Annotated in this window: 20 protein-coding genes; 8 read left to right on the forward strand and 12 right to left on the reverse strand. The window is 53.1% G+C overall.

Translation table 11 applies throughout. The annotated features are described in order from the left end of the window. The first annotated feature begins 61 nt into the window (after positions 1-61). Positions 62-550, forward strand: coding sequence for a YdeI/OmpD-associated family protein (locus IEY39_RS13730; protein WP_188932467.1), 489 nt, complete (start codon positions 62-64; stop codon positions 548-550). A 20-nt stretch (positions 551-570) separates the two neighbouring features. Then, the gene (locus IEY39_RS13735; protein WP_188932469.1) at positions 571-1,710 is read left to right on the forward strand and encodes a glycoside hydrolase family 5 protein; all 1,140 of its coding nucleotides are present in this window, start codon (positions 571-573) and stop codon (positions 1,708-1,710) included. Between the two features lie 25 nt (positions 1,711-1,735). On the opposite strand, the gene IEY39_RS13740 is transcribed toward IEY39_RS13735, so the two are convergent. After that, positions 1,736-2,719, reverse strand: a complete 984-nt coding sequence (locus IEY39_RS13740) for an aldo/keto reductase (RefSeq protein WP_188932471.1) — start codon at positions 2,717-2,719, stop codon at positions 1,736-1,738. A gap of 166 nt (positions 2,720-2,885) precedes the next feature. On the opposite strand from IEY39_RS13740, the gene IEY39_RS13745 reads away from it, so the two are divergent. Then, positions 2,886-3,782 carry a helix-turn-helix domain-containing protein gene (locus IEY39_RS13745; RefSeq protein ID WP_188932473.1) on the forward strand — a complete coding sequence of 299 codons (897 nt, stop codon included), beginning with the start codon at positions 2,886-2,888 and terminating at the stop codon, positions 3,780-3,782. Positions 3,783-3,789: 7 nt separating this feature from the next. Here the strand turns inward: IEY39_RS13745 and gap are convergent, their stop codons facing one another. Together gap and IEY39_RS13755 are read right to left on the reverse strand one after the other, a co-directional pair. Next, positions 3,790-4,767, reverse strand: coding sequence for a type I glyceraldehyde-3-phosphate dehydrogenase (gene gap / locus IEY39_RS13750; RefSeq protein ID WP_188932476.1), 978 nt, complete (start codon positions 4,765-4,767; stop codon positions 3,790-3,792). A 1-nt stretch (position 4,768) separates the two neighbouring features. Next, on the reverse strand, positions 4,769-5,785 hold the full coding sequence (locus tag IEY39_RS13755) for a GlxA family transcriptional regulator (protein ID WP_188932477.1): 1,017 nt from the start codon (positions 5,783-5,785) through the stop codon (positions 4,769-4,771). Positions 5,786-5,931: 146 nt separating this feature from the next. Between IEY39_RS13755 and IEY39_RS13760 the strand changes: the two genes are divergently transcribed. The 3 genes from IEY39_RS13760 to IEY39_RS13770 are packed head-to-tail and all read left to right on the forward strand — an operon-like array spanning position 5,932 to position 8,567. Then, positions 5,932-6,699 (forward strand): SDR family NAD(P)-dependent oxidoreductase, encoded by a 768-nt coding sequence (locus IEY39_RS13760; RefSeq protein ID WP_188932479.1) that lies wholly within the window; start codon positions 5,932-5,934, stop codon positions 6,697-6,699. 19 nt (positions 6,700-6,718) lie between these two features. Next, complete coding sequence (locus IEY39_RS13765) at positions 6,719-7,615, forward strand: helix-turn-helix domain-containing protein (protein ID WP_188932480.1); 897 nt, start codon at positions 6,719-6,721, stop codon at positions 7,613-7,615. Between the two features lie 10 nt (positions 7,616-7,625). Further along, the gene (locus IEY39_RS13770; RefSeq protein WP_188932481.1) at positions 7,626-8,567 is read left to right on the forward strand and encodes an NAD-dependent epimerase/dehydratase family protein; all 942 of its coding nucleotides are present in this window, start codon (positions 7,626-7,628) and stop codon (positions 8,565-8,567) included. Here the strand turns inward: IEY39_RS13770 and IEY39_RS13775 are convergent. From IEY39_RS13775 to IEY39_RS13800, 6 genes are read right to left on the reverse strand one after another with little or no spacing between them, the layout of a single operon-like run. Beyond that, positions 8,564-9,895 (reverse strand): sugar porter family MFS transporter, encoded by a 1,332-nt coding sequence (locus tag IEY39_RS13775; protein ID WP_188932482.1) that lies wholly within the window; start codon positions 9,893-9,895, stop codon positions 8,564-8,566. The two genes, IEY39_RS13770 and IEY39_RS13775, sit on opposite strands and share 4 nt — an antisense overlap. Positions 9,896-9,905: 10 nt before the next feature. Then, complete coding sequence (locus IEY39_RS13780) at positions 9,906-10,964, reverse strand: aldose epimerase family protein (protein ID WP_188932483.1); 1,059 nt, start codon at positions 10,962-10,964, stop codon at positions 9,906-9,908. Next, positions 10,958-14,290, reverse strand: a complete 3,333-nt coding sequence (locus tag IEY39_RS13785) for a DUF5107 domain-containing protein (RefSeq protein WP_188932485.1) — start codon at positions 14,288-14,290, stop codon at positions 10,958-10,960. Before IEY39_RS13785 ends, IEY39_RS13780 begins: the two co-directional genes overlap by 7 nt. 12 nt (positions 14,291-14,302) lie before the next feature. Then, positions 14,303-16,501 (reverse strand): alpha-amylase family protein, encoded by a 2,199-nt coding sequence (locus IEY39_RS13790; protein ID WP_188932487.1) that lies wholly within the window; start codon positions 16,499-16,501, stop codon positions 14,303-14,305. Positions 16,502-16,504: 3 nt separating this feature from the next. Then, positions 16,505-18,073, reverse strand: coding sequence for a RagB/SusD family nutrient uptake outer membrane protein (locus IEY39_RS13795; protein WP_188932489.1), 1,569 nt, complete (start codon positions 18,071-18,073; stop codon positions 16,505-16,507). A gap of 17 nt (positions 18,074-18,090) precedes the next feature. After that, a complete protein-coding gene (locus IEY39_RS13800) occupies positions 18,091-21,150 on the reverse strand; it encodes a SusC/RagA family TonB-linked outer membrane protein (RefSeq protein WP_188932491.1) in 3,060 nt (1,019 codons plus the stop codon). A gap of 138 nt (positions 21,151-21,288) precedes the next feature. Here IEY39_RS13800 and IEY39_RS13805 point away from each other — a divergent pair, with 138 nt between their 5' ends. Next, positions 21,289-22,206, forward strand: coding sequence for an AraC family transcriptional regulator (locus IEY39_RS13805; protein WP_188932493.1), 918 nt, complete (start codon positions 21,289-21,291; stop codon positions 22,204-22,206). A 1-nt stretch (position 22,207) separates the two neighbouring features. On the opposite strand, the gene IEY39_RS13810 is transcribed toward IEY39_RS13805, so the two are convergent. Then, a complete protein-coding gene (locus IEY39_RS13810; protein ID WP_188932495.1) occupies positions 22,208-23,350 on the reverse strand; it encodes a histidine decarboxylase in 1,143 nt (380 codons plus the stop codon). 14 nt (positions 23,351-23,364) lie between these two features. Then, positions 23,365-24,354 carry an NAD-dependent epimerase/dehydratase family protein gene (locus IEY39_RS13815; protein ID WP_188932497.1) on the reverse strand — a complete coding sequence of 330 codons (990 nt, stop codon included), beginning with the start codon at positions 24,352-24,354 and terminating at the stop codon, positions 23,365-23,367. A 116-nt stretch (positions 24,355-24,470) separates the two neighbouring features. Between IEY39_RS13815 and IEY39_RS13820 the strand changes: the two genes are divergently transcribed. Next, positions 24,471-24,938, forward strand: coding sequence for an Lrp/AsnC family transcriptional regulator (locus tag IEY39_RS13820; protein ID WP_188932499.1), 468 nt, complete (start codon positions 24,471-24,473; stop codon positions 24,936-24,938). Positions 24,939-24,950: 12 nt separating this feature from the next. Here IEY39_RS13820 and IEY39_RS13825 read toward each other — a convergent pair whose 3' ends face one another. Next, complete coding sequence (locus IEY39_RS13825; RefSeq protein WP_229688903.1) at positions 24,951-25,895, reverse strand: AraC family transcriptional regulator; 945 nt, start codon at positions 25,893-25,895, stop codon at positions 24,951-24,953. Positions 25,896-25,909 lie beyond the last annotated feature (14 nt).

Consider the following 25,909-nt stretch of genomic DNA (forward strand, 5'->3'; position numbering starts at 1 on the left):
TATGAGTACGAGTCTAATAAAACATTAATAAAATACTAACGGGGGATGTATTTTGCATTATATGAAAGCGCATAAATTCAAGGCAGAGATCGAACTCATCGGGATCAACCCCTTCGTGTTCGTGCCTGAGAAAATACTAAAGGAAATATTCCGCCAGTCGGGTAAAGAAAAAGGACATATTCCGGTTTGCGGCTCCGTCAATCGAAAATCCTATAAGCAGACCCTGGTAAAATACAGCGGCGACTGGAGACTCTATATTAATACGACGATGTTGAAGGATTCGCCAAAGCGGATAGGAGAGGTTATCGAGGTCACTATCCGGCATGACCCGGAGGACAGGACGATCGGGCCTCATCCTGCTTTTGCAAAAGCGCTCAGAGACAACAAGGAAGCCAAAAAAGTTTTTGACAGTTTGCCCGCATCGCGGCAAAAAGAGATCGTGCGGTATATTTCCGCTTTGAAGACGCCGGAGAGCGTAAGCAAAAATATCCAACGGGCGATTGGGTTCCTTACGGGAAACAACCGGTTCGTTGGCCGGAATAAACCGTAAAATAAATCCTAACTTCCCGTATGCGTCGCAGAAACTTTATCAAAAATGCCGGCCTGCTCGCAGGCGGGCTCACTTTACTGGACCAGGCGGTCCTCCCTTCCAGCCCCCGGAAAACCAACCCTTTGCCTAAATGGAGGGGATTCAACGTGCTTGACTTTTTTTCTCCCAATCCCGCCCCCTCCCCACATCCCACTACGGAAGAGCATATCCGTTGGATGCGGGACTGGGGTTTCGACTTTGTCCGTATCCCCATGGCCTATCCCCACTACCTGCAATTTGACCGTAGCAGGGATATCACGCCTGATGAAGTATTTCAGATGGATGAACAAAAGGTCGAGGAGGTAGACCGGCTTGTCATGCTGATCAACAAGTATGGGATGCATGCCAACTTAAACCTGCACCGGGCGCCGGGCTATTGTATCAATGCGGGATTTCACGAGCCGTATAACCTATGGAAGGACCAGGCGGCCCTCGATGCGTTTTGTTTTCACTGGAACTTCTGGGCCCGCCGATTCCGGAATATATCAAAAGACAAGCTCAGCTTTGACCTGCTCAACGAGCCGGCGATGCGGATGGATATGAACGACCAGCACTCCCCGGGTACAGCCGTTCCGGGGGACATCTATCGGAAAGTTGCCGGGGCTGCAACGGAAGCCATCCGCAAAGAAACCCCTGAGAGACTCATCATCGCCGATGGCAACTGGGGTGGCAGCAACGTCGTTCCCGAACTGATAGACCTTAACATTGCCCAGAGTTGCCGCGGCTATAATCCGCACGCCATCTCCCATTATAAAGCGCCCTGGGCCAATAAGGACCCCGACCATAATCCGGAACCCAAATGGCCGGGACAGGTGGGGAACCAATACCTAAGCCGGGATATGCTGGAAACGTATTATAAGCCATGGATAAAGCTGGCAGGACAAGGGGTAGGCGTCCACTGTGGCGAATGCGGCTGTTGGAATAAGACTCCGCACGATGTCTTCCTCGCCTGGTTCACCGATGTCCTCGACATCCTTTCGTCAAACGGTATCGGCTTCGCCTTATGGAATTTCATCGGTGATTTTGGCATCCTCGACTCGGGAAGATCGGATGTAGCGTATGAAGACTGGCACGGTCATAAGCTGGATCGTCAGTTGCTGGAATTGCTGCAGAAGCACTAAAGTGGGCTCCCAGTACACCAGGCGCCTACTTGCCTACCCTTTCCTGCAGATGTTGGGGATACCGTGCACCCTGGACGGTGATGCCAGCTGCCGCCGCCTCGATTTCCCGAAGGTCATCCGCTGACAATTCGACCCTAACCGCACCGAGATTTTCTTCCAGCCGGGTCAGTTTGGTAGTACCGGGGATAGGCGCGATCCACGGTTTTTGGGCTAACAACCAAGCCAATGCCAGCTGAGCCGGTGTGGCTTTCTTCCCCGCAGCCAGTTTAGTCAATACGTCTACCAGGGCCTGGTTCGCCTTCCGGTTCTCCGGACTAAACCTTGGAACGACGTTGCGGAAATCGCTGCTGGCAAACTGGGTCTTATCATCGATCTTCCCCGTGAGGAAACCCTTTCCCAACGGACTAAACGGCACAAAACCGATGCCCAGTTCGGCAAGGAGGGGCAGGATCTCCCGTTCGGGCTCCCGCCACCATAAGGAATATTCACTTTGTAAGGCAGTCACCGGCTGAACCGCGTGCGCCCGGCGAATGCTTTGTACACCCGCCTCGGACATCCCGAAATGCTTTACTTTCCCTTCGCGGATCAAGTCCTTTACTGCCCCTGCCACGTCTTCTATAGGCACGCTGGGGTCAACGCGGTGCTGATAAAACAGGTCGATGCGATCGGTTCTCAGCCGCTTTAGGGACGCCTCAGCCACCGCGCGGATATTGTCCGGCCGGCTGTCCATGCCCTTACTCACTTCACCACCCACAAAACCGAATTTCGTCGCAATGACAACCTGGTCCCGAAAGGGAGCCAGCGCCTCCCCAAGCAGTTGTTCATTCACAAAGGGGCCATACGCTTCCGCGGTATCAAAGAAGGTGACTCCCAGATCGTACGCGGCGCGTATCAGCTTGATGGCATCCTGCTTGTCGGGGGTCGGTCCATAGGCATAGCTGAGTCCCATACAGCCAAGTCCCAGGGCCGACACTTCCAGCCCACTCTTACCCAAAATTCTTTTTTCCATATAATAAATTTTAAATTTCCTTGAAGAGCAAGGCAAAGGTCCGGCCTCTTTTCCGTCGGCAGTGTATACCAATTACTGGTTTTCGTACCAAGATTACTGATCGGCCTCACCCTGATGGCTTTCATGGCGGCCGGTTCGTAAATTTGTAGTGGAAAATCAACATATCATGGGGACACTACGCAGGTTCGATACCATCAGCGAATACAACGCCTTCAATGACCACGAGACTTTACATCCGTTGGTCAGCGTAATCGACTTCTCCAAGGCTAAGCCGCGGCGTCTTTCCCGTACCTATTTTGGGTTCTACACCGTCATGCTAAAAGACGTCGACTGCGGAGATCTATATTATGGTAAGCATACCTATGATTATCAGGAAGGGACCCTCTTATTTTTGGCCCCGGGACAAATAGCGGGGCTTGCCGATACAGGCGAACTTTATTATCCAAAAGGCTACGCCCTGGTATTCCATTCAGATTTCCTCCGCGGCACCAGCCTCGGCCAGCATATCCAGGACTACACGTTCTTTTCCTATAATGTCAACGAAGCCCTGCATATCTCGGAACGAGAGCGGCAGGTTGTCATGGACTGTCTCGCCAAAATAGACTCCGAGCTGCGGCAGTCCATCGACAAACACAGTAAAAAGCTCATCGTCTCCAACATCGAACTTTTCCTGAACTATTGCACCCGGTTTTATGACCGGCAGTTTATTACCAGGGACAACGTTCACCGTGGCATTCTCGAACGGTTTGAAAAGCTGTTAAACGACTATTTTTCATCCGACAGGCCGCAACAGATCGGCCTGCCATCGGTTGCCTGGTGCGCGGCCGAGCTCCATTTATCGCCCAACTATTTCGGCGACCTGATCAAAAAAGAAACCGGTAAATCGCCCCTGGAGTATATCCAGGAGAAAGTCATCGACGTAGCTAAAGAGAAGATATTCGACAGTACCAAGACTGTCACTGAAATAGCCTATAACCTTGGGTTCAAGTACCCACAACATTTCAGCCGGCTTTTCAAGCAGCGGGTTGGGTATACGCCCAATGAATACCGGAACATAAATTAGGCCATTGCTACAGCAAGCCTGCCAGCTCGGCGATGCGGTTGGAAATGCCCACTTCATTATCATACCAGGCGACCACCTTCACAAAATTGCCGATAGCCTTCGTCAATGTCCCGTCCACAATGGAGGAATGCGTATTACCGAGGACGTCAGACGACACCCACTGCTCTTCCGTATATTCCAAAATACCCTTCAGTGCGTTTTCGGAATAATGTTTCAGCATCTCACTCAGCTTCCCGGCGGCAACTGGCTGCTTCAGGTTGATAGACAGATCGACCACGGAAGCGTCGATGACGGGGACACGATAGGAATAACCATCCATTTTTCCCTTGAGCGCCGGCAACACATCACCGATGGCTTTGGCGGCGCCGGTCGTCGTAGGGATGATGGAATAGGTAGCTGCGCGAGCCCTCCGCAGGTCGCGGTGGGGAGCATCCTGCAAATTCTGATCTGCGGTAAAGGCATGCACGGTAACCATATAGCCGGATTCAATGCCGAACTCCTTGTCCAATATGTACAATATAGGAGCAATACAACCCGTGGTACAGGATGCAGTCGAATAGATCAGATCGTCACCGATGTTTTCATCGTTGACACCATGCACGATAGTTTTAATCCCACCGGTGGCGGGCGCGGTGATCAAGACCTTTTTTGCGCCCGCGTCGATATGTGCCTGTGCCGTGCTTCTATCCGTGAATCTTCCGGTGGATTCTATTACCAGGTCGATGTCCAACGCTACCCAGGGGAGCCTTGCGGGATCTTTTTCCTTTAGCATGCATATCCGCTTTCCATTGACCCGGATGGCGTCTTCCTCCGCCAGCACCTCGCCGGGAAATCTGCCGTGTGCCGTATCATATTTCAACAGATGGGTCAACGTTTTGACATCAGTCAGGTCATTGATGGCCACTACTTCAATTGGGGTCTTGTTTTGTAGTGCACGGAGCGTCATCCGGCCAATGCGGCCGAATCCATTAATTGCAATTCTCATATTATTCGATTTTTTGAAAGGCGCGGCGATATTCCGAAGGCGTCGTCATCAAATGCCGCAGAAAGGTTCGCCGCATGGACACCAATCCGCCCAGGCCACATCGTTCGGCAATATGCTCCAGGCTGAAATCCGTGTCCTCTAAGTATTTTCGCGCGGATTCGATCCGAAGCTTCTCAATATATTTAGCAGGAGGTACGCCGGTTTGTTTATGAAAAACCCGGGTAAAGTTGCGCGGGCTCATACTCAGGTGGGTGGCTAGCCGAACGACATCCAACTGCTCGTGCATATGTTCGCTCAGCCATGGGCGGAGCTTTTCTGCGATACTGGCGGTCTCGAACACGGGCAGCAAATGGCCAAACTGTACCTGAAAGCCTGGCCGGCTTAAAAATACCACCAGTTTCCGGGCAACTTCAACGGCCACCTCTTTCCCATGATCCTGTTCGACCAGCGCAAGGGCCAGGTCTACCCCGGAGGTAACACCCCCGGAAGTATAGATCGGCCCATCCTGGGTGTAAAAAGCATTGGCATCGACCTTCACCAGGGGATAACCGTTCTTTAACCGCGGGCATAGATCCCAATGGGTGGTGGCCCTCCGTCCATTCAGCAGACCCGCTTTTGCCAATGCGAAAGCTCCCCCGCACACGGACCCGATGCGCCGCGTATTTTGCTTTTCCAGTGTCGATAGCCAGGAAAAGAATGCGGCATATTCGGGATCTTCCAGTTTGCTAAGATCATTGCCCGCTACCAGCACGGTATCGATAGGTCCCTTAATGTCCATCGCGCTATGCTTACAGGCAATTTCGATTCCCGAGGTGCAGATCGTCTTGCTTTTCCGGGTAGGAGAGACGATCGTCACATCATATCCCCGTGATGAGCCTGAAAGCCGTAAGAGCTTATCGGCATAATTGAAGACATCGGCAGGGCCAGCAATATTCAGCAGCAAATTGCCCGACATCATCACGATGACGACCTTTTTACGCGGCTGCGCCGGGTTTATGAGAGCTTTATCGCGCTTCATAGCGCTAAAGTAGGACAAAAGCGAGTTGTCACAAAGGACATAAATTATACAATTTAGGCCAACAGAGAAAAGTATAAATCTTGCCTTTAAAGGTATAAGTGAATGGTGACGGGGTGGAAGAACTTTGTGTCATAAAATTATTTTTTATGAACACGACAAATCAACAATCGAAAATTGCCCTGGTAACCGGTGGCAGCCGGGGTATCGGCAAAAGCATCGCATTAAACGCAGCAAAACGTGGCATCGGCGTCCTTCTTACCTATAACAGCAATCCGGAACAGGGAAAGGCAGTAGCCGATGAGATCAACAAGAATGGTGGCAAGGCCGTTGCCTTGCAGTTTGACTCGTCGAAAGTGGGGACCTTCGACGATTTCGTGGGTCAGGTGGGGCAAGTACTCAAGAAAGAATGGAACCGGGACACCTTCGATTACCTCGTCAATAACGCAGGCATCGCTCAACGCACGCTTATCAAAGACACGACCGAAGATATCTTCGACCAACTGGTAAATGTGAACTTCAAAGGGGTTTTCTTCCTCACTCAAAAATTGATCCCTTTGATGGCCGATGGCGGTGAGATCATCAATATCTCATCCGGGCTCGCCCGATTCGCGTTTCCCGGTGTTGCAGTGTATGGCTCACTCAAAGCCGCGCTTGAGGGATTAACGAGGTACTTTGCAAAAGAATATGCATCCCGGAAAATTCGTGTAAATACGGTTGCGCCGGGAGCGATCGATACCGAGTTCGGAGGCGGAAAAGGAGACGAGGCTCACCGTCAACAAATTGCCAGTATGACGGCGCTCGGACGCCTGGGGGAAGCTGAAGATGTAGGCCTTTTGGTAGCGTCCCTCCTTTCGGATGACAGCCGTTTCGTAAACGCACAGCGTATCGAGGTAGGTGGTGGTATTATGATCTAAAAAAAGTAAATTACATGCCGTGAAATATGTAGATATCCCATCGGTTTCCGAGCTACATGACCTTTTCAGGATCGACAAACCAGTTCATCCGCAAATAACGGTTGTCGATCTTGCAAATGTAGATCGTTCACACCGGGAACCTGGCGCCATGTACAGGCTTAATTTATATTCCGCCTCCTGCAAAATATTAAAAGGAGTCTTCAAATATGGCCGTACGACCTATGATCATTCCGAAGGCTCTTTAATGTTTACTGAACCCAACCAGGCTCTGTCACCGGCTACCGATAATAAAGTGATCGAGGGTTGGGGCATTTATATTCATCCGGATTTCCTGAATGCCAGCAGCAGGGGGCACAAATTAACCGAGTACTCTTTTTTTGGCTATGATACCAATGAGGCTTTGCATATATCAGATGCCGAAAAGAAAATTCTCGAAGAATGCCTTGCCAATATCCAAAGGGAAATTTCAAGCAACCTGGATAAGCATTCTTACCACCTTATCCTCAGCAACCTGGAATTGTTTTTTGCCTATTGCGATCGTTTCTACGATCGCCAGTTTCTGACAAGAACAAGAAGCAGCCATGATATAGTACAGCAATTCGACCGGCTTTTGCGGGATTATTTTGCCCAGGACTCGCTTATTGAAGCCGGCGTCCCCGATGTAAAATATTTTTCTTCCCATCTGAACGTATCGGCTAACTACCTGTCCGACCTGCTAAACAAATACACCGGTAAAACGACCCAGGAGCACATTCATCTAAAACTGGTGGACAAAGCAAAGGCATTATTATGGAGTACTGAAAAACCGATCAGTGAGATTGCTTACGACCTGGGATTTGAACACCCCTCTCACTTTACGAAGCTATTTAAAAACAAAACGGGCCTATCCCCTTCAGCGTTTAGAAATTCAAATTGATCTTACAGGTATGCAGACTATCCTTGGAGCAAACGGACAAATAGGCATCGAGCTGGCAAAGGAACTCCATCAACGCTACACCAAATCCATAAGGTTGGTCAGCAGACATCCGCGTAAGGTAAATGAATCCGATGAACTCTTTGCCGCCGACCTGCTGGATGCCGGACAAACCATGCAGGCAGTTGCCGGCAGCCAGATCGTATACCTCACCGTGGGTATACCCATGGATACCAAAGTCTGGGAAGACCAGTGGCCGAAGATGATGAGCAATGTCATCGATGCCTGTAAAGCCCATAACGCCAGACTGGTCTATTTCGACAATACCTATATGTTGCCGCAAACGGCCGAGGTGCAAACCGAAGAAACGCGTTTTCGTCCCAACGGCCCAAAAGGCCGGGTGAAGGCGAAGGTTGCTTCGATGCTACTGGATGAAATGCAAAAAGGCGGACTGGAGGCCATCATCTGTCGTGCACCGGAATTCTATGGTCCCGGCAAAACCCAAAGCATCACCAATTCGCTCGTGTTTAATAGCATCAGAAAAGGGAAAAAGCCAAGGGTTCTCCTGCGGGACGATACCCTCAGAACATTAATATATACTCCGGATGCCAGCAAGGCGATGGCCCTGATCGCCAACTCAAATGATACTTTTCAGCAAACCTGGCACCTGCCCTGTGATGACGACCGGCTAACGTATAAAGAGCTTATCCGGCTCACCGGAGAGGTGCTGGGTGAACAGCTTTCCTATTCCATCCTCTCCTCTCTACTATTAAAAGTGTCTGGATTGTTTAACCCCAGGGTGCGAGAGATTGCTGAATTGCTGCCCCGCTATCGAAGCAACAACCTGTTCGACTCCCAAAAATTCAAACGCCGGTTTCCCGATTTTCCGATAACGGGATACAAGTCTGGCATCAAGGCGATCGTCAGCGCGTGGGAAGGGAAGGCGCCTGGCTAATGTCCGATGATCACCTCTTCGAGCTCTTCCAACGTCTTCCCCCTCGTTTCCTTCACTTTCAGAGCGATGAACAGAGCGCCCAGGGCACAGATGCCTGCATAAATATAAAAGGTGCTGTCTTTCAAGCGCGCGTAGAGAATAGGAAAAGTAAATATGAGGATGAAATAAGCGGCCCACAGGCTTACCACAGCCACCGAAGTGGCGGCGCTCCGTACTTTGTTGGGAAATATCTCGGAGATGAGCACCCATGTCACCGGCGCCAGCGACATGGCGTAGACGGCGATGGCGGACAGCAGGTACCAGGATACCTGTGTGGAGCCGGCCGCCAGCATCCGCACCACAATAAGATAGAGAAGGGCAAGGCCGCCAGCGCCTGCCAGCATCAGCGGCTTGCGGCCCACCCGGTCGACGAGCAGCATGGCCAACAGGGTAAATACCAGGTTTACCGCACCGATGAAGATGGTTTGCAGTAGTTGCCCGTCCTGCGGCACGCCAATGCTACGAAAGATGATGGTGGTATAGTTGAAGACCACGTTGATACCGCAAAGTTGCTGGAACACGGCGAGGCCGATGCCCACGAGTACGGCAGGCAGTATCCCCTTTTGAAATACCGCCGTATAACTCACGCGTTGCCGGTTGCCTGTGTGAAGGGTAATACCGGCCAGGCTGCTCGCGGCATAGGCGGGACCGCCAATCCTCTCCAGTATGGCCTTGGCCTGGTCGGATTTTCCTGCGCTGACCAGCCAACGCGGGCTTTCGGGCAGCCACCACGCGCCCGCAAAGAACAGGGCCGAAGGGAGCATACCCAGGCCGAACATCCAACGCCAGGCATCTGCGCCCGTGTTGCGCAGCAGGTAGTTGACAAGGTTGGTAATGAGAATACCGATGACGATAGTGAGCTGGTTGATGGCCACCATCCGGCCACGAAGATGAGCGGGCGCTATTTCGGCAATGTACATGGGTGATAGCATGGAGGCCATGCCTACACCGGCGCCTGCCATGAAACGGGCCGTAACAAACCATCCCCTGAAAGGCGCCAGCGCCATGGCCACTGAAGAAAGACCAAAGATGGTGGCAGCCAGCAGTAAGCCTTTACGCCTGCCATATTTGTCGCTCACGTTGCCGGCCACCAGGCAACCAAGGATGGCGCCCAGCGCAAGGATGGCCGTAGTAAGGCCCGCCCAATATTCGTTGAGGTCAAACTGTTGTTGTAAAAAAGGCAGTGCACCGGAAATCACGGCAAAGTCGAAGCCGAACAGGTAGCCGCCGAGGGCCGAGGTAAAAGAGATGCCCAGGATGTAGGCATGATTGTATCCGGATCGTGACATTGGCAGCAATTTATTGTATGGCGAATGTAAATATCGTTTTTGTTTGATAGACATGACCGGGCCGCAGGATGGTATTGGGAAATTCCGGCCGGTTGGGACCATCGGGAAATGCCTGCGTCTCAAGCGCAAAGGCGCCATGGCGGCGATAGGGCTGTGCATGCGCCCCGCGCAGGGAGCCATCCCACCAGTTGGCCGTATACAGCTGTACACCGGGGCGGCCTGTTGTCATCCGCAAGAGCCTGCCCGAATGCGGGTCAACTACTTCCACCGCGGGCTCGACGCCATCGAGCACATAGTTGTGATCAAAACCTCCATCTGCTGCCAGTCTGCCCATGCCCTCGCCCAGGCGTTTTGGCGAAGAGAGGTCAAGCGGTGTGTCCTGCACCGGCAGGATCCTACCCGTTGGCAGGTTTTGCTGCTGCTGCTTTTCCGTAAAAGCTTTGGCCCGGATCATCATTACATGATCGGTAATCAGCGGCTCATCAAAACCCGACAGGTTGAAATAGGAATGGTTCGAGAGGTTCACCGGCGTAGGCTTGTCGGTCATCGCAAGATAGCTCATCTGGAACTGATCGGCCGCGTTGAGCGTGTATTTCAACTGTACATAGAGGTTCCCCGGATAGCCTTCTTCGCCATCGGGGCTGGTATAGTCAAAAAGCACACCCGCCTCTCGGTCGTTGTTATAGCTGTCGATGATTCGCCAGACCTTTTTGTTGAATCCTTCAAAGCCGCCGTGCAGGTGGTTGCCGCTATCGTTGGCCGAGAGACGGATGGTACGGTCGTCGAGGTGGTAGCAGGCGCCGCTGATGCGGTTGACATACCGGCCAATGACGCTGCCGAAGTACCAGGGATTCCGGAGATATTCCAGCGGATCGGCAAACCCGGCTACGATGTTTTTTTGAACCCCGTGCCGGTCAGGGGTATGGATAGACATGATGGAGCAGCCGATATTGGTCACGCCTACCGTAACGTTGCCATTATTCAGCGTGATCACGCTCACCTCCCTACCGTTGAGCATGCTATAAGGGGTAACGGAGCAGGATAAAAAACTCTTCGAGCCGGTCAGCATGATACATCCTGTTTTAATGCCTGTGCGATAACAGGCGTCAGTTGCAGCCAGTTGGCAGCACCGGCATGGTTCGGGTCTATCTCCAGCACTTGTTGTAAATAGCTGCGGCCTTTGGCTTCCTCATGAAGTCCGAGGTAACCCAGGCCGATGAGGTAGGTGCAATGGACAGTATTGCGCAGGTTGATGTCCTGGTCGAATACCAGCATATCGGGTAGCGAAACGGCAAAATAGTCGATGTCGATGCGGTCGTTCCGGTGCAGCCGGCCGAATTCGATGAACCGGCTGAAGATGGCAGCAGCCTTTTCAGGCTCATTCAGCCTGAGCCAGGCCAAGGCCTGGTAGATGATATTATCGGGCTGTGGATCGTTGTAATAGATGGCCTGCGCCGGCTCGCTGATGCCCATAGTGGCTTTGCGGAACAGGGCAAGGGCCTCTGCCGTATTGCCCAGCCCCATATAAGCGCATCCCAGCCAGTAATCCACATCGTTTTCCTGTGCGCCATACAGCTTACCCTCGCCCAGGTTGTGGGGATAGATCGCAGTCGCCAGCAGGAGATCGATGGCTTCCTGCCAGGCGCCCTTTTCTATGGCCTGACGGCCAAGCCCGATATGACAGCGTAGAAACTGTCCCACGACCTTGCCTTCACCGCCTTCCCAGGGATGGAAGATATGCGCGGTCAGCAGTTGCCGTGCGGTTGAGTATTGTCCCAGGTTGTTGTACAGCGTCACCCTTTCCAGGTAAAGATCATCCCGCGAATTCACCAGTGGCAGGTGCGCTTCCAGCAGTTGCAGCCGTTCGGCAAATGACCTTCCTAAACTCTTGTATAGCTGGTCGAGCTCCATCAATACACGTGCATCGGTGGTATCGAGGGCAAAGGCTTTTTCCAAAAATTGACGGGCCTGTTCTTTTTTTCCCAGCTTATTGTAATAGGCCAGCGCCAGGTTGCGATATACGGTGGGAAATGTGGGATCGAGGGGTACGGCTTCTTCCCAGCAGGTGATGGCCTCGGGGTATTGACGTTTGTCGTACCACAGGTTGCCGAGGTAATAACGGGCCCTCGCATCCGTCGGGTTGAGTGCGATGGCTTTTTTGAGGATCAGCACCTCTTCGATCTTATTGGGAAAGCACCCGTCGGGGTTCGCGGTGGCGGCCAGGCGATAGAGGGTTTTCGCTTCTTCTAAATGGCCATCCTGCGCGGCCAGCCAGGCTTTGTAATAACCAACAAGGATTGCCTGTGTTGTTCGGTCATCGCCGTATAGTTCCAGCAGCAGCGTGGCATCGGTATACAGGCCGGCCTGCGCATAATCGAGGGCGATTTCGAGGTAGTTCTGAACGGCATCGCGCATAAGCCCTTTGAGAGCCGCAAGCGATTGAGGTGTTCGGTCGATGAGCCAGGCTTCGAACAGGCACCCGAAATTGAAGGGATCGATAGAGAGGGATTCTTTGATCAACGCCTGCGCCTCGGTGTGACGATCAAGCTTACGCAGCAGCGCTGTCTTAAGATGACGCGTGGTGGAAGAATGGTTATTCCGCAGCAACGATCTTTCGGCCAGCGTCAATGCCTCCGCGTAATGCTGCTGTGCGGCGGCAATGCGCGACAGCTGTAAAAATCCGCTGTGCTGCCAGGCATCGTTCCAGGTGGCTTTGTAAAAGGCTTCGAAGGCTTCCTCCAGCCGGCCCTGCAGCTTCAACGACCAGCCTAGGTTGTAATATGGCTCGCCGTCGTAAGGATTAGGGTTCCGGCTGGTGAGCGTGCGGATGGCCGTTCTGAAATAGGGCTCGGCCTTTTCAAACTGACCCCTGCGCAGCAGCAGCAGGCCCATGGCATTGTTGCAACGGATGTCGCCGGGGCTCCTGCGCAGGCCTTCCTGGTAATAATCGATGGGGTTGAAGGTGGCGTGCCGGTATTGCTCGAGATGCTGGCCGTTGATGTAAAGCTCTTCCACCTGTTCGATCTCCGCGGGCGGACGGGCCGCCGTGGCGGCGGGGGGAATTTCTTTTTGTACATTAGCCTCCGGTCGCCACGATACGAGCAGGCGGCCTTCGGCATCCTGTACCGTGATCTGCCAAGCCTCCGGCGAACCCGGCAAACCGGCATCAAATGCTTCATCAAATACATCGGCCGGCGACAACCTGGTGACAAACTCTCTCACCACCACATCGCTCTTTGTGATGCGGATAACAGCATTCTCATACACTCCCGTGGCATAGACGCGCACGCGTAGTTGCCCCTGTTCCCACTCCATGTTGAGCATGGCTTCCTTAGTAGCGTTCTTCACGACACCGATGCGGGTGTAGGGCATGAAATATTGTTCAAAGGTTTTTTCTTCATTAGGCTGCAGCCAGGAAAAATCAGGCTGGTTGTCGGTAAATACGCCCGTCATTAATTCGATATAAGGACCGTCTTCATCGGTGAGGTTGCGATCCCAGGCGTGACCGAAATCGCCATTGCCCCAGGTCCATTGCTTCTTGCCGGGCGAAATATGGTGGTTGGCCACGTGTAGCATGCCGGCCTGGGTGTCGTTCTCATAGCAGCCCATGAAATCATATTCGCTGCGAATAGCCATGTAAGAGGTGGGCACGGGAATGTTGGCATAACGGCTGATGTCGGTGCCCGGGGCATAATTCACTTTATAATAGGTGCCGGTAGCGATGGGGAAGTCGGATACGTCGCGTTTGCCGTGATCGAATACCGCGTACACATCGGGGGGGAATACCGATTGGTAATGTTCGTTGACCTTCACCGCCGGGTTGGCCCACCACAAAAAGGTTTGTGGAAAAGGCGTGCGGTTAAACAGCCGGCCGGTTATTTCCAGGTAGGCCTTACCGGGATAGAGGGTAAAACCGGCAGTACCCCGGGTACGGAACATCAGCTCTATCTCATTTACCAAAACGGTGCTGCTGCCATCGGCATTTTGCCGGATGGTAAAGTCTACCGGGCTGAACGTACTCGGCCGATGGTGCTGCGGCCAGTTGAACTCTATCCCGCCTGAGATCCAGGGGCCGGCAAGTCCTACCAATGCCGGCTTGATCACCTGGTTGTAGTAAATAAAATCCCTTCCTTTCACCTTATCGTACGCGCGCTGTATCCGGCCGCCCAGCTCAGGCAATATCATGATCTTCAGGTATTCGTTTTCGAGGAATACGGCGGTATAGTCCTGCATCACCTTTTCGTCGGCTATATGTTCGATCACCGGGTGCGGGTAGACTACGCCGCTGCTTCCCTGGTACACCCGTTTTTCGAGAAACATCGGGTTCTTTTCAGGCTTACCCGCCTGGTAGGTGGGAATGGTTACCTGCTGGATCCATGCTTTTACTTCGGTCATACTATCGGTGCTTTATTGTGGTATCAGTTCCGCCATGAGCGCGTCTCCCGGCGGAATGGTCAATGAAATAACGTCCTGCCCCGCTTCCACCGTCGCGAGGGTGGCGCCGGTTAAAAATTCTTTCACGAGGTACTTTCCCTTCTTCAACCCCAGGCTATCCAAACCACACCGCCACCGGAACACCTCATGGGTATTGAAGTTAAACAGTCCCAGCAGGGTATCTTTTGCCTTACCATAAAAAGCCATTTGCTGATCGAAACCGTCACCATCGGAATATTTCAATGGCAGGAATGCCTGTGGCCGGCTGAAGAATGCACAAAGCCTGGGATCATTAAGGTATTTTCTGCCCCGCTGAGCGGCCAGGGGTTGACGAAAATCGGAGCCATCGCCCAATATGCTGCCCATGACCATCATGGCATAGAGCCGCACCCTGATCTCCTGTTCGCTGAGATCGGGGTTTTTCTGGAAATGCTGCATGATGCATACATCCAGGTTGGTGAAGGGCCAAAGTGTGCCCTGCACCCATCCCAGGTGGGCGCCCGTGGCCAGCGAAGCTTCCGTGCTGCCCCATGAAGGAAAACCCTTTTCGTCGTCCCGCAGGTGGGAGTATACATCGGTAGAGATGAACCGCGTATGCGCGTACTGGTGGGGGAACATAGGCGAAATGGCCTCGGTGATGAAGATATCCGGCCCCAGTATGGAATCGATGAGATGCTTCACCATCTTCATGCCATAGTTATAGGCCTGCATGCCGGTGCTGATGGCAGGGTCGCTATGAGTAATCGATTCCAGCGCGCCGCAAGTAAGGAAGTCGATCTTTAAGAAAGTCGCATGGATAGCCTTGGCTTTTTGCAGTTGGGTGATGATATACTGACGCGTAGCGGGGTGGGTGGGGTCGATGGGGTAAGCGCCCCAGTCGCCGTCCTTATAAGCAATGGGCTTCCCCTGCTCGTCCTTTAGCACCGCCTCGCCAAGGGAGAAGTTTGTCCCCGGCAGCTTGGTCTGCTCCACGCTGTTCTTCCACGTCCATACGACGAAAGGGCCGAAGTAAAACCCCATCTGCTGGCCGTTCTTTTTGGCATACTTCGACAGCGAGGCTAGCAGATCGGTGGTATAGATCGACTGATCGTAAGAGTCGACGCTGAGTACGGGTGGCGACCAGCGGCTAAAATTGTCCAGGCTATGCAGATAGTCGGAAACCTTTGCCACTCCGGGGGGCATCATCACTTTTTCGTACCCGAGCACGCCTTCCACGCCAAAACTGTTCCAGTACACGGGGGCGTTGCCTTTCCAGTCCAGGCTTCCATTGATGCGGGCGTTGGCGCGGCCGTAGCCGGTGAACGCGCCGCGTATATCTGTTCCGCCGCCGAGGTAAATAAGCGGGGAAGCTACGGCCGCACCGGTGAGTGTGCCATGCGGCATAACATCATGGGTTCCGTCCCTCCCACCATACGCCCGAGGTAACGACGGGACGTCGGGCGTGGCGGCGCCACCGTATACCACCAGCGAATCGATCTGACCCGGGGCGGCCCCGGTATGGTACACGATGCCCGTTTTCCAGCAGTCATGGGTCAGGCTCCCCATCACCAGTCCATTGAAGGCGGCATTGTCGTATAGCGCCGAAAACTCGTAACTGATGCCGGCGGCGTCTGGCCAATGCCGCTCTACCACTCCTACCCAATCGTCGTTGTCGAAGGGTTCGTCGAGTATCCGGGGTTCGCTACCGGACATTGCTACGCGTCCCTGTTGGGAAGGCAGGATAGCCAGCGGGCTGATGTTACGCGTTTCCACGGTGGCCTGCCCCGTTGAACTGGCCGCAGTTATATCGGTGAGCACCCAGTGGCGGTCGGCATAAAGGGTGATCCGCTGCACGAGGCTGATGGCATGGCGGTCGTCCATGTGCCTGATATTGATACGGATGCCGTCACCCAGGCTGTCATGCACCGCATCGGTGCTGTAGGGATGCTGCGCCAGGCTGGTGGTAAGCAACAGCCCCGTCCGGGTATCCAGGACATAGCCCACAGCGTTATATACGTCCGTTGGCCCCGCAAAATGGTAGTCGATGGCGCCGTTGGCCGTGTGGAATACTATTCGAACCTGGCTGTCATACAATACTACGCTGTCGGGGTACTCCTTCAGGGTCTGGGCCTGCAGTCGCCATCCCGAAAAGATCAGGCATAGACAAAAGGTTATATAAATAGTCGTGCGCATGCGCTAGTAGCCCGGGTTTTGATCGGTGAGCGTCAAAGCCGCGTTGGTCTGCAATTCGCTCAGGGGTATAGGATATAGGTTATTGATAGCGGAGATATTCTGCGCCGGGTGCGCATCGCCACTGCCATTCCTGGCAACATAATATGGGCGGGGGTTGTCGTGTTGCAGCACCCGCGCTACCAGTGTGCCGGTGCGCTTGAGGTCGAACCAGCGCCAGCCTTCGCCGCCGAGTTCGCGACTCCGCTCTTCGAGAAGCTCAGTGCGCAGCTCACCTTGTGTAGGCGTTCGACCCCAGGCGATCTCAAGGTTTTGCAGGCCGGCCCTGTTACGCACTTTGTTAAGTGGCGTCAGTGCCTGACTGGTCTGCCCCAGCTCGTTGAGCACCTCGGCATACATCAAATATACATCGGACGCACGCAAGTAGTAGAGGTTCTTACCTGAATTGTAGATATCGATGTCGGTAGTGCTGATATCATATTTCCGGAAAGTAGGCAGACCCGGGTCTACCCACCAATCCATGGTATTGCCGCTGCCGTCATAGCGGTGCGGCCAGAGCGAAGCCTTATAGCGTTTGTCGTTGGTTTGGTCGAACAGCGTATCGGCATAATAAGCCGTAGTGATCACCACCGAGCCGCCATAGCCTGGCGTATGGGTGTTGAAGGTTTCGTAGGGAATACCGGGACCGGCATAGGAGCCAAAGAGGTTCTGAAGGCCCTGGGTGTTGTTGGCATCGAGGGAATATTGTATCTCGAACAGTGACTCGGCATTGTTCTCATGCTGGCCGTCGAAGAGCTGGCTATAATCGGGCAGCAGGGTGAGCCCATTATTGTTTATCAGGTCTTCGAATATCGTTTTAGCATCGCTATAATCGCCCATCGTGAGGTATACCTTGCCCAACAGGCCCTTGGCCGCTTCCACGCTGGCCCGGCCCACATCCGGGTTCTTGCTTTTTACCCACAGATTGGCTACAGCAAATTTGAGATCGCTTACGATGAGATTATATACTTCATTCGCCGGTGAGCGCTTTACGCCGGCCGAATAGGGTGTCGTTTCGATGCGCAGCGGGATATCGCCATACAGCTGTACGAGGTAGAAATAGAACAGCCCCCGCATGAATTTCGATTCCCCCAGCAGCCGGCTCTTCACCGTGGGGTCGGCGATGGAGGCATTGGGGATACCTGCAATGGCGGCATTGGCATTGGCAATCCCAAGGTAGCAATCCGTCCAGAAGCCCGAAAGCTGGTAATTCTGGCTGTTGAACTTGATGTCATACACGTCGAGGCCAAACACGTTGGCCCAGTAGTCGCCATAGCCCCGGCTCTGGTAGGTACACCTCGCCTCGTCTGTGCCCACCACCCCGATGAGAGCGTAGTCGCTCCTTTTGAGTGTTTGCAATTGCGTATAGATGCCGGTTACTGCTGCCGTAGCGCCGGCCTGGTCTTTGAACACCTGTGGTTGGGCCACAAATACTTCCGGAGTATAGTTGAGATCCTTCTTGCAGCTGGTCATGGCCGCTGTGCCAATGATGCCAAGCGTAAGAAAACGTTTTATATAGCGATGATAGAATTGCATAAAAATGGCTTTAATGATTATAACCCTAATTTTATCCCGGCCAGGAAAGTCCTGTATCGTGGGTAGTTTTCCAGCTGCGTGGGGTTGCCGTTATCGGGGTCAAGTCCTTTGTAGCTGGTGATGAGGAAAGGTTCGATCGCCTGCACATAGATGTTGAGGCTTCTCAGCTTCGCTTTCTGTATCAACCGGCCCGGGATGTCGTAACCCAGCGTGATGCTTTTGATGCGGATATAATCGCCCTTCTGGATGGAATAGCTCGACCCCTGGTCAGGCCCGCCGGGCAAAGGCTTGAGCTCGGTGGCAAAGGCATTGGGGCGCGGGATATTGGTATGGGTATTGGTAGGCGTCCAGTAATTGCCGCCTTCCCTGGTCACGTTGCCTATATTGCCAAAGTCTGAATTGTAGTAGGTGAGGTTGGTATACGGCAGGTTGTTCAGCTGCTGACCATATTCGTAGGAAGCAAGAACAGCCAGCGAAATACCCCTGTACCAGAAATAGTTCCAGAAGCCGCCCCAGCCTTGGGGGATGTTGTGGCCTACGATGGTCTGGTCGAGCGGGGTTATCTTCCCATCGTGATTGAGATCTTTTATCTTGATATCGCCGGGTTTGCCACCGGGGTTCAGGGTAAAGTCGTCGTTCTGCTGGTAGAGGCCGTTATACACATAGTTCACCAGCACCCCACTGGGTGGCTGGCCTACGCGCAGGGACAGGCTGACCGAATCGCGGCCGGGAAACAGCTTGGTGATCTTGCTCTCATACCGGCTCCAGTTCACCGTGAACTGCCATTGGAAATGTGGCGTCTTCACCGGCGTTGCCTGGAAGTTGATGTCCATACCCTTTGTATTCATGGCAGCCACATTTACCTGCTCGTTGTAAAAGCCGGAAGAGGGCGCCAGGTTGAAGGGCATCAGCAGGCTGCTGATGTTCTTATTGTAATAGTCCACGCTCAACGAAAGACGGTTGTTCCATGCCGCGATATCCATGCCCACATTCGTCTGGTGCTGGCGCTCCCATTCCAACGCGGGGTTACCGGCTGTACCGCCCACCTGGTAGCCGCTGACGGCATTGCTGCCATTGAAGGGGTACTGGGCATTGTTGTATCGGGTATAAATGGCGTCGTAGGGCAGGTTCTGGTTGCCGATGATGCCATAACTTCCCCTGATCTTCCAGTCGCTGAGCACCGTCTTCATCTTGTAGCCTATCCAGGGCTCTTCTATCACCCGCCAGGCAGCGCTCGCCGAAGGGAAGAAACCAAAGCGGTTGTCCGGGCCGAATCGCGATGAACCATCCCGCCGGCCGGTGAGATTGATGATATACCGGTGTTTGAATTTATAGATAGCGCGCGCCAGCAGCGATTCTACGATCCAGCCGTCATAATTGGTGTTATCCTGTACCTTGATGCCGGCGCTGCCCATATTCTTGAACGTGAGCAGATCGGTGGGAAACTCTTTTCCTTGCATGTCCATGGCGATGTCCTCCCTTCGCTCGTAGGTGGCGCCGGCCAGCACGTTCAGATCATGGTCGCCTTTTGTCCATGAGTAGGTTGCCGTATTTTCCCAAAGCACGTCGGTCGATTTGGTATTGTACACTTCGGCCCAGCCATTGGATGCGAACCCTTCGCCGGTATTACGGGGATAGTAAGTATCGTTCTCTCCGTCGAGCAGGTCGGCGCCGATGCTGCTGCGCAGCACCAGGTTGCGAATAGGTGTAAGCTCCAGGTAGAAATTGCCAAACGTCCGGTTGGAGGTGTAATTGTTAACCGAATACAGGTCCGAGGTCACGGGGTTGCGGATGGTGAGCGTACCCGTGCTCTTATCGGTGATCACCAGGGGTGCGCCGGTGGAATCGTAAATAGGCATCAGCGGGCTCTGGGTAAGCGCCTGCTGGTATACACTGGTGCTGACCCCTTTGGTAAAGTTGTGGTTAACGTTGATATTGCCGCCCAGCCGGAATATTTTATTGATATCGGTTTCTATGCTGAAATGGCCGCCGTAGCGCGTAAATCCGGTATTGGCAATGATGCCTGCCTGGTTAAGGTAGTTGGCGCTGAAATAGACCCTGCTTTTGCCCACGCCGTTGGACACCCCGATGGAGTAATTCTGCATGGGCGCGTTTCTGCGGGTCACCGCCTTGAGCCAGTCGTAGCTTTTATAGCCAGCGGCGATGCTTTGCAGCTCATAGGGGTTAAAGATCTTCGCATCAGCGGCAGCGCTACCGATGGGATACGTCACAGGGTCGGCATCGTTGAAGGCGAAGCGGCGCAGCTGGGCAAAGTCAGCTGCGTCGAGCATATGATAGGGGTTATTCATTCGCTGGATACCCGAATACATGCTGAAGTCGATGGTGGCCGTGCCCGCCCTGGCGCGCTTGGTGGTCACGATGATCACACCGGCAGAAGCGCGTGAACCGTAGATGCCGGCGGCGGCGGCATCCTTCAGCACCTCTACCGATTCGATGTCGGCGGGATTGATGTCCCGGATATCACCCGTTATCGCCACGCCGTCCACCACATACAGGGGCCCTTCACTCTGGGTAATGGAGTTGAGACCGCGTACATTGATGACGTTGCCCGAGCCGGGAGCATATCCTGTGCTGTGCACCTCCACGCCGGGCACCCTGGAGGCCAGGGCGCTGGCTAAGTTGGTAACGGGCAGTTCGTTAACCTGGTCGGAAGAAATGCTGGAGATGGAGCTCGTGAGATCGGTTCGCTTTTCCTTGCCATAGCCGATGACCACCACCTGGTCGAGCTTGCTATCGCCTCTTTCGAGCAGCACGGTGATGGAATCGCTTCCGTCCCGCAGCGCAATCTGTTTTGTCTTATAGCCGGAATAGCTTACCGTGATGGTGGCGCCGGCGACCGCCGTAATACTGAAGCGTCCGCGGCTGTCGGTAAGCTTTGTAGCGGGTGGACCGCTTTTTGTCGAAGTAGTGATAGTGGCCAGTGGCAGTGGGTTGCGGGTATCCGCATCCAGCACCTCGCCCTGCACAGGCCTTTGCTGGGCAGTGACGGGGAGCATTGCGCCGAATACCAACGCCAGCAGTAGAAATAGTCGAAGATGCAATGGAGGGAATGGCATGACAATCGTTTTAAGCAGTAAAGTTTATCTTTTTAACATGACAAAAATCGACCATGGCAACAGGAAAAAGAATAGCGTTTCTTACGAAAAGGATGGATTTTTTTCTGGTTTGCGTACATTGCAGAAAATCCCGTTGACATGCAACGACAAGGCGCCATTCGCAAGCGGCAGGGCTTTAAAGGCCAAAAGCTTATCGTGTTACCCAAGAAGATCACCACCGAATTCCTCACCAGGGACCCGGTGACCCGGCAGATCTATATTACCGACATCGGATACTATCCCAAGGCCGCTTTTCACTATGTCGACCGGCCGGCGGGCATCGGGCAGCACATTATCATCTATTGCATGGAGGGAAGCGGCTGGATCGTCATCGGCGGGAAAAGAATAGAGCTGGGGCCTTCGCAGTTTATTACGATACCCGCCAATAGCGCCCATAAGTATGGCGCCAATGAAAATGATCCATGGACTATTTACTGGTTCCATTTCAAAGGCGAGATCGCCTCTTTCGTGGTAGATCTTATCCTGCAGCGCTCTCGTACCGGAGGCACAACTTACCAGCCCGCATTGACCTATGACGAAAACCGGATAAAATTGTTTGAAGAGATATATGCCAACCTGGAGAAGGGGTATGGCCAGGACAACCTGCGCTATGTCAACATGATCTTTTACCACTTTTTGTCGTCGCTGCTGTATGAAGACAAATTCAGCCATACTGACAACAGGCAGGCCGATGACATCATTGCCCGTACTATCCAGCAGATGCAGCGAAAGATCCATACCGTCACCGGTCTGAAGGCTTTTGCCGATTTCGCCAATCTGTCGGTCTCGCATTTTTCCGCCGTATTCAAGGAACAGACGGGTTATGCCCCTGTCGAATATTTCAATCACCTCAAAATACAGAAGGCCTGCCAGTACCTGCTGCTCACCCAGATGACCGTAAAAGAAATAGCCGGTGAATTGGGGATAGATGACCAATATTATTTCTCGCGGATGTTCTCCAGGCTCATGGGCTATTCGCCGCTTGAATACCGGAAAAGAAACCGGTCGGCCAGGTGAATTATAGTAAGGCTGGTGCTGCCGGGACAGCCATCTCTTGCCGTAATTCTTCCATGAATTCGTCGATCAATTCCCTCTTAAGACCGGGCATACAGATGATATGGCTTGAACCGCTTTCAGTAGCAAGCTGCCATTTTTGACGGATGCTTAGGGATGGCGCCGGGAATACGACCGTTATGGCGGAAGGGTTTCGCCAGGCAGAGATGCCGATGCTCCGGAATTTCTCTATTGCATAGCCGGCAATTTCGAGACATTCGACGGCACGTTGCTTCAGGCCTTCCACACCCAGCCGCTTTATCGCGTACCAGAGAAAGACCGGGCTATGGCCGTTGCGGCTCCCGGAAATGGTGGTATCCAGGGTGCCGATGTAGGAGATGGCCTTCCCTATTCTGTCCTTATAGTTCTTTTTTACCAACACGACACCACAAGGTATTGGCGACCCGATGAACTTGTGACCGCTTATCGCGATGCTGTCGGCTCCGTGGCTGAAGTCGAAGCCTGGTTCGAGTTGCAGCAAGGCGCTATAGACGCCTGCCAGTGCAGCATCGCAATGGATATAATGATTCCTTATAGCCGATTGTTTCAGCACCCTGCGGATAGCGCTGAGATCATCCTTTGCCTCGGTCATGGTCGTGCCTATGTTGGCCAGGATGATGACGGGCTTTTCCCGATGAAGCCGGATCATTTGTTCCAGGTCGGCATAATCCATTTCGCCCTCATCGTCCGTACGGATGACGATGCTGCGAAGCCCCAGCAGCTGGATATTTTTCTGAACGCTGTAGTGTGTTGCTTCCGAATAATAGACGATGCCTTCCGGGTACAGTTCCCGGGCGACATACAGCCCATACAGGTTGCCTTCCGAGCCGCCATTGGTGACATAGCCCCACCAGTTGTTTTCCGGGGCCTTGAAGATCGAAGCAAAGAATTGAAGCACTTCGATCTCGATGCTACGGGAGTTGAGATCATAGGTCGACTCGACGAAGGGGTCGCCGACATTGTTCAGCGGCAGGGAGAGCAGCGGATAAAGTTCGCTGTAGTCGAAGTCGGTGGCGATGGGGTAGCCGATGAAATGCTTTGCTCTTTCAAAGGCCTTCGTCATATAGTCCTCCAAACGCCGGCGATGGGCAATAGTCAAGGTATTCATGGTATAATAAGTTGTCAAAAGGCCGGTTCGAGGTCACGTATCCTGCCCGGCGCCAATTTTACTCCGGCCGACAGGTGGCTGAGCATATGCCGCACGGTCTCGGAAATGCCATAAGCATATTCCCATTTCCAATCGGCCGCTGCCACGGAATCATCGGGTTTTTGTATCCATCCGTCGGCAATCGTCTGCCGGAAATCTGGCCGGTAGCTCATCTTGAATTCCGGCACATATCGTTGGATCACCAGCGCCAACTCCCTGGGCGAAAAGCTCATCGCGTTGATATTATATCCTCCACGGACCGTCAGCGCGGTTGCCGGAACCGCCATCAGCTCGATCGTCGCCCGGATAGCATCGGGCATATACATCATCGGCAGAATGGTATTTTCCCTCAGGTAACAGCTATACGATGCGGTATGCAGCGCCTCATGAAAGATCTCTACGGCATAGTCGGTGGTGCCACCGCCGGGCTTTGATTGGTAGCTGATCAGCCCCGGGTAACGGATGCTGCGCACATCCACCGCATACTTTTCCCAGTAATACCGGCACCAGCTTTCTCCCGCCACCTTGCTGATGCCATAGACGGTAGCCGGGTTCAACGGTCCATTCTGAGGACAGTTCCATTTCGGGGCATCTGGTCCGAATACCGCGATGCTGCTCGGCCAGAATACCCTGCCGATGCCCTTCTCCCTGGCGGCCTCCAACACATTGAGCAAGCCCAGCATATTCACATTCCAAGCTTCCAGTGGGAGCCTTTCCGCTACTGCCGAGAGCTTTGCCGCCAGCAAATAGATCCGGGAGATGTCATAGCGGGTGATCGCCCGGCCCAACTCTTCCCTTTCCAGCACATCGAGCTCCACATAGGGTCCTCCTTCCAACCCGGGAGAGACAGGGCCCAGATCGGCGGCAACGACATGCGAGTGGCCGTACAATTTTCGCAGCGACTGTGTCAATTCTACACCAATCTGTCCTTTGGCGCCGATCACCAGAATCGTATCCTTTTTCATAATTGCAATCGTTTAGTGACCAAAGGTGGCGAATACCGGTCCATTTTATACGCTTCGGCGATTGCACGGAAAATAAAACTAACTTTGGGGCTCAGAACAGAAAAAATTTCGTTGCTATGCTTGCCGACCTCGACGCCGTTGACATTCAGATTCTCACTATCCTGCAATACGACGCCCGGATGACAACCAAGGAGATCTCGGCAAAGACGGGCAAGTCAGTCACTGCCATCCATGACAGGATACACCGCCTCGAAGAGCGAGGGGTTATCCAGTCCTATGTTGCGCTGTTGGACAGGAACTGCATCGGTAAGAAGCTGACTGGTTTTACGACAGTGAAGCTGAAAGAGCATTCGGATACCATCCTGAGCCAATTCGAGAAGGAGGTGGTGAAATTTCCCGAGGTGATGGAATGTTATCAGCTTACCGGGATTGCCGATTTCCTGCTGAAGGTGGTGATCGCAGATATGGATGCGTATAACAATTTTCTCAAGAACAAGCTGGCCTCCCTCCCCTACGTCGGCAATCTGCTGACCTCATTTGTCCTTGTCGAGGCCAAACGGACGACGGCTTATCAGATCGGGTAGGCGGGGTGCACGCTAACCAACCTTCGCCCGGTAGGCGGTTGGGGTCATTTTCGTCATCCTGGTAAAAAAGGAGGAAAAATAATTCGCATCCGAAAAACCGAGTTTGTCCGCTATTTCTTTGATGGACCAGGCCGTGGTTACGAGCAGGGATTGAGCTTCCATCACGAGCCTGTTGTCAATCGTTTTTTTGGCATTCAGTCCGTTGTGTTTTTTCATCAGATAATTCAGATGTCCGGGGTGAATGTTAAGCTTGTCTGCATAGAATTCGACAGCCCGCTCTTTTGAAAAATTCTCCTCGATCAACTGATTGAATTTCTCGATGGTGGGATGATAGATGCTCTCTCCGCCAACCGACTCCGCTTCCGTGAACAGCCGGTCACAAAGGATCAGCAGCTCAAGTATCTTGATGGCGATCATTTGGTTCTTCCCCTGCGCCGCTTCGGAATTCTCATGGAAAATATATTCGAAAATGGTCTCCAGTTGCTTCCGCTTGGAAGCGGAAAGATACAGATAGGGCTTCAATGAAGACTTGAATACCTTCTTTTCGGAAATAAGCTTTTTAGGAAAGGCATTGTTCAGGAAAAATTCAATGTTGAAATTCAATAAATAGCCTGAAGCATGCAGGGAGTCATACAGCGTGGAATGGATCACCCGCTGGGGGATCAGCAACAAGGTGTTGTTCTTTATCTCAAAATTGAACAGCCCCACGCTCTTCCGCGCCGCTCCTTTTCGGAAAAGCGTTATATAGTACATCGACTGCCGATAAGGCGGAACCACCCCGTTCAATTTCGGAATGATATCCTCGAGCCGATGTATCTGGTAGCTGAACTTATGTTTCAGCCGCTTGTCCATATCGATGACGCCATCCTTTGCAAACCGCTGAAACACTTCCTTGTATCGGTCGATGATCTCCGCATCGGATAAATTATTATTCAATCGTAGCCGGCTTTTTTGCAAATATTATGTTTTTG

This window comes from Puia dinghuensis, assembly GCF_014642875.1.
GTDB lineage: Bacteria > Bacteroidota > Bacteroidia > Chitinophagales > Chitinophagaceae > Puia > Puia dinghuensis.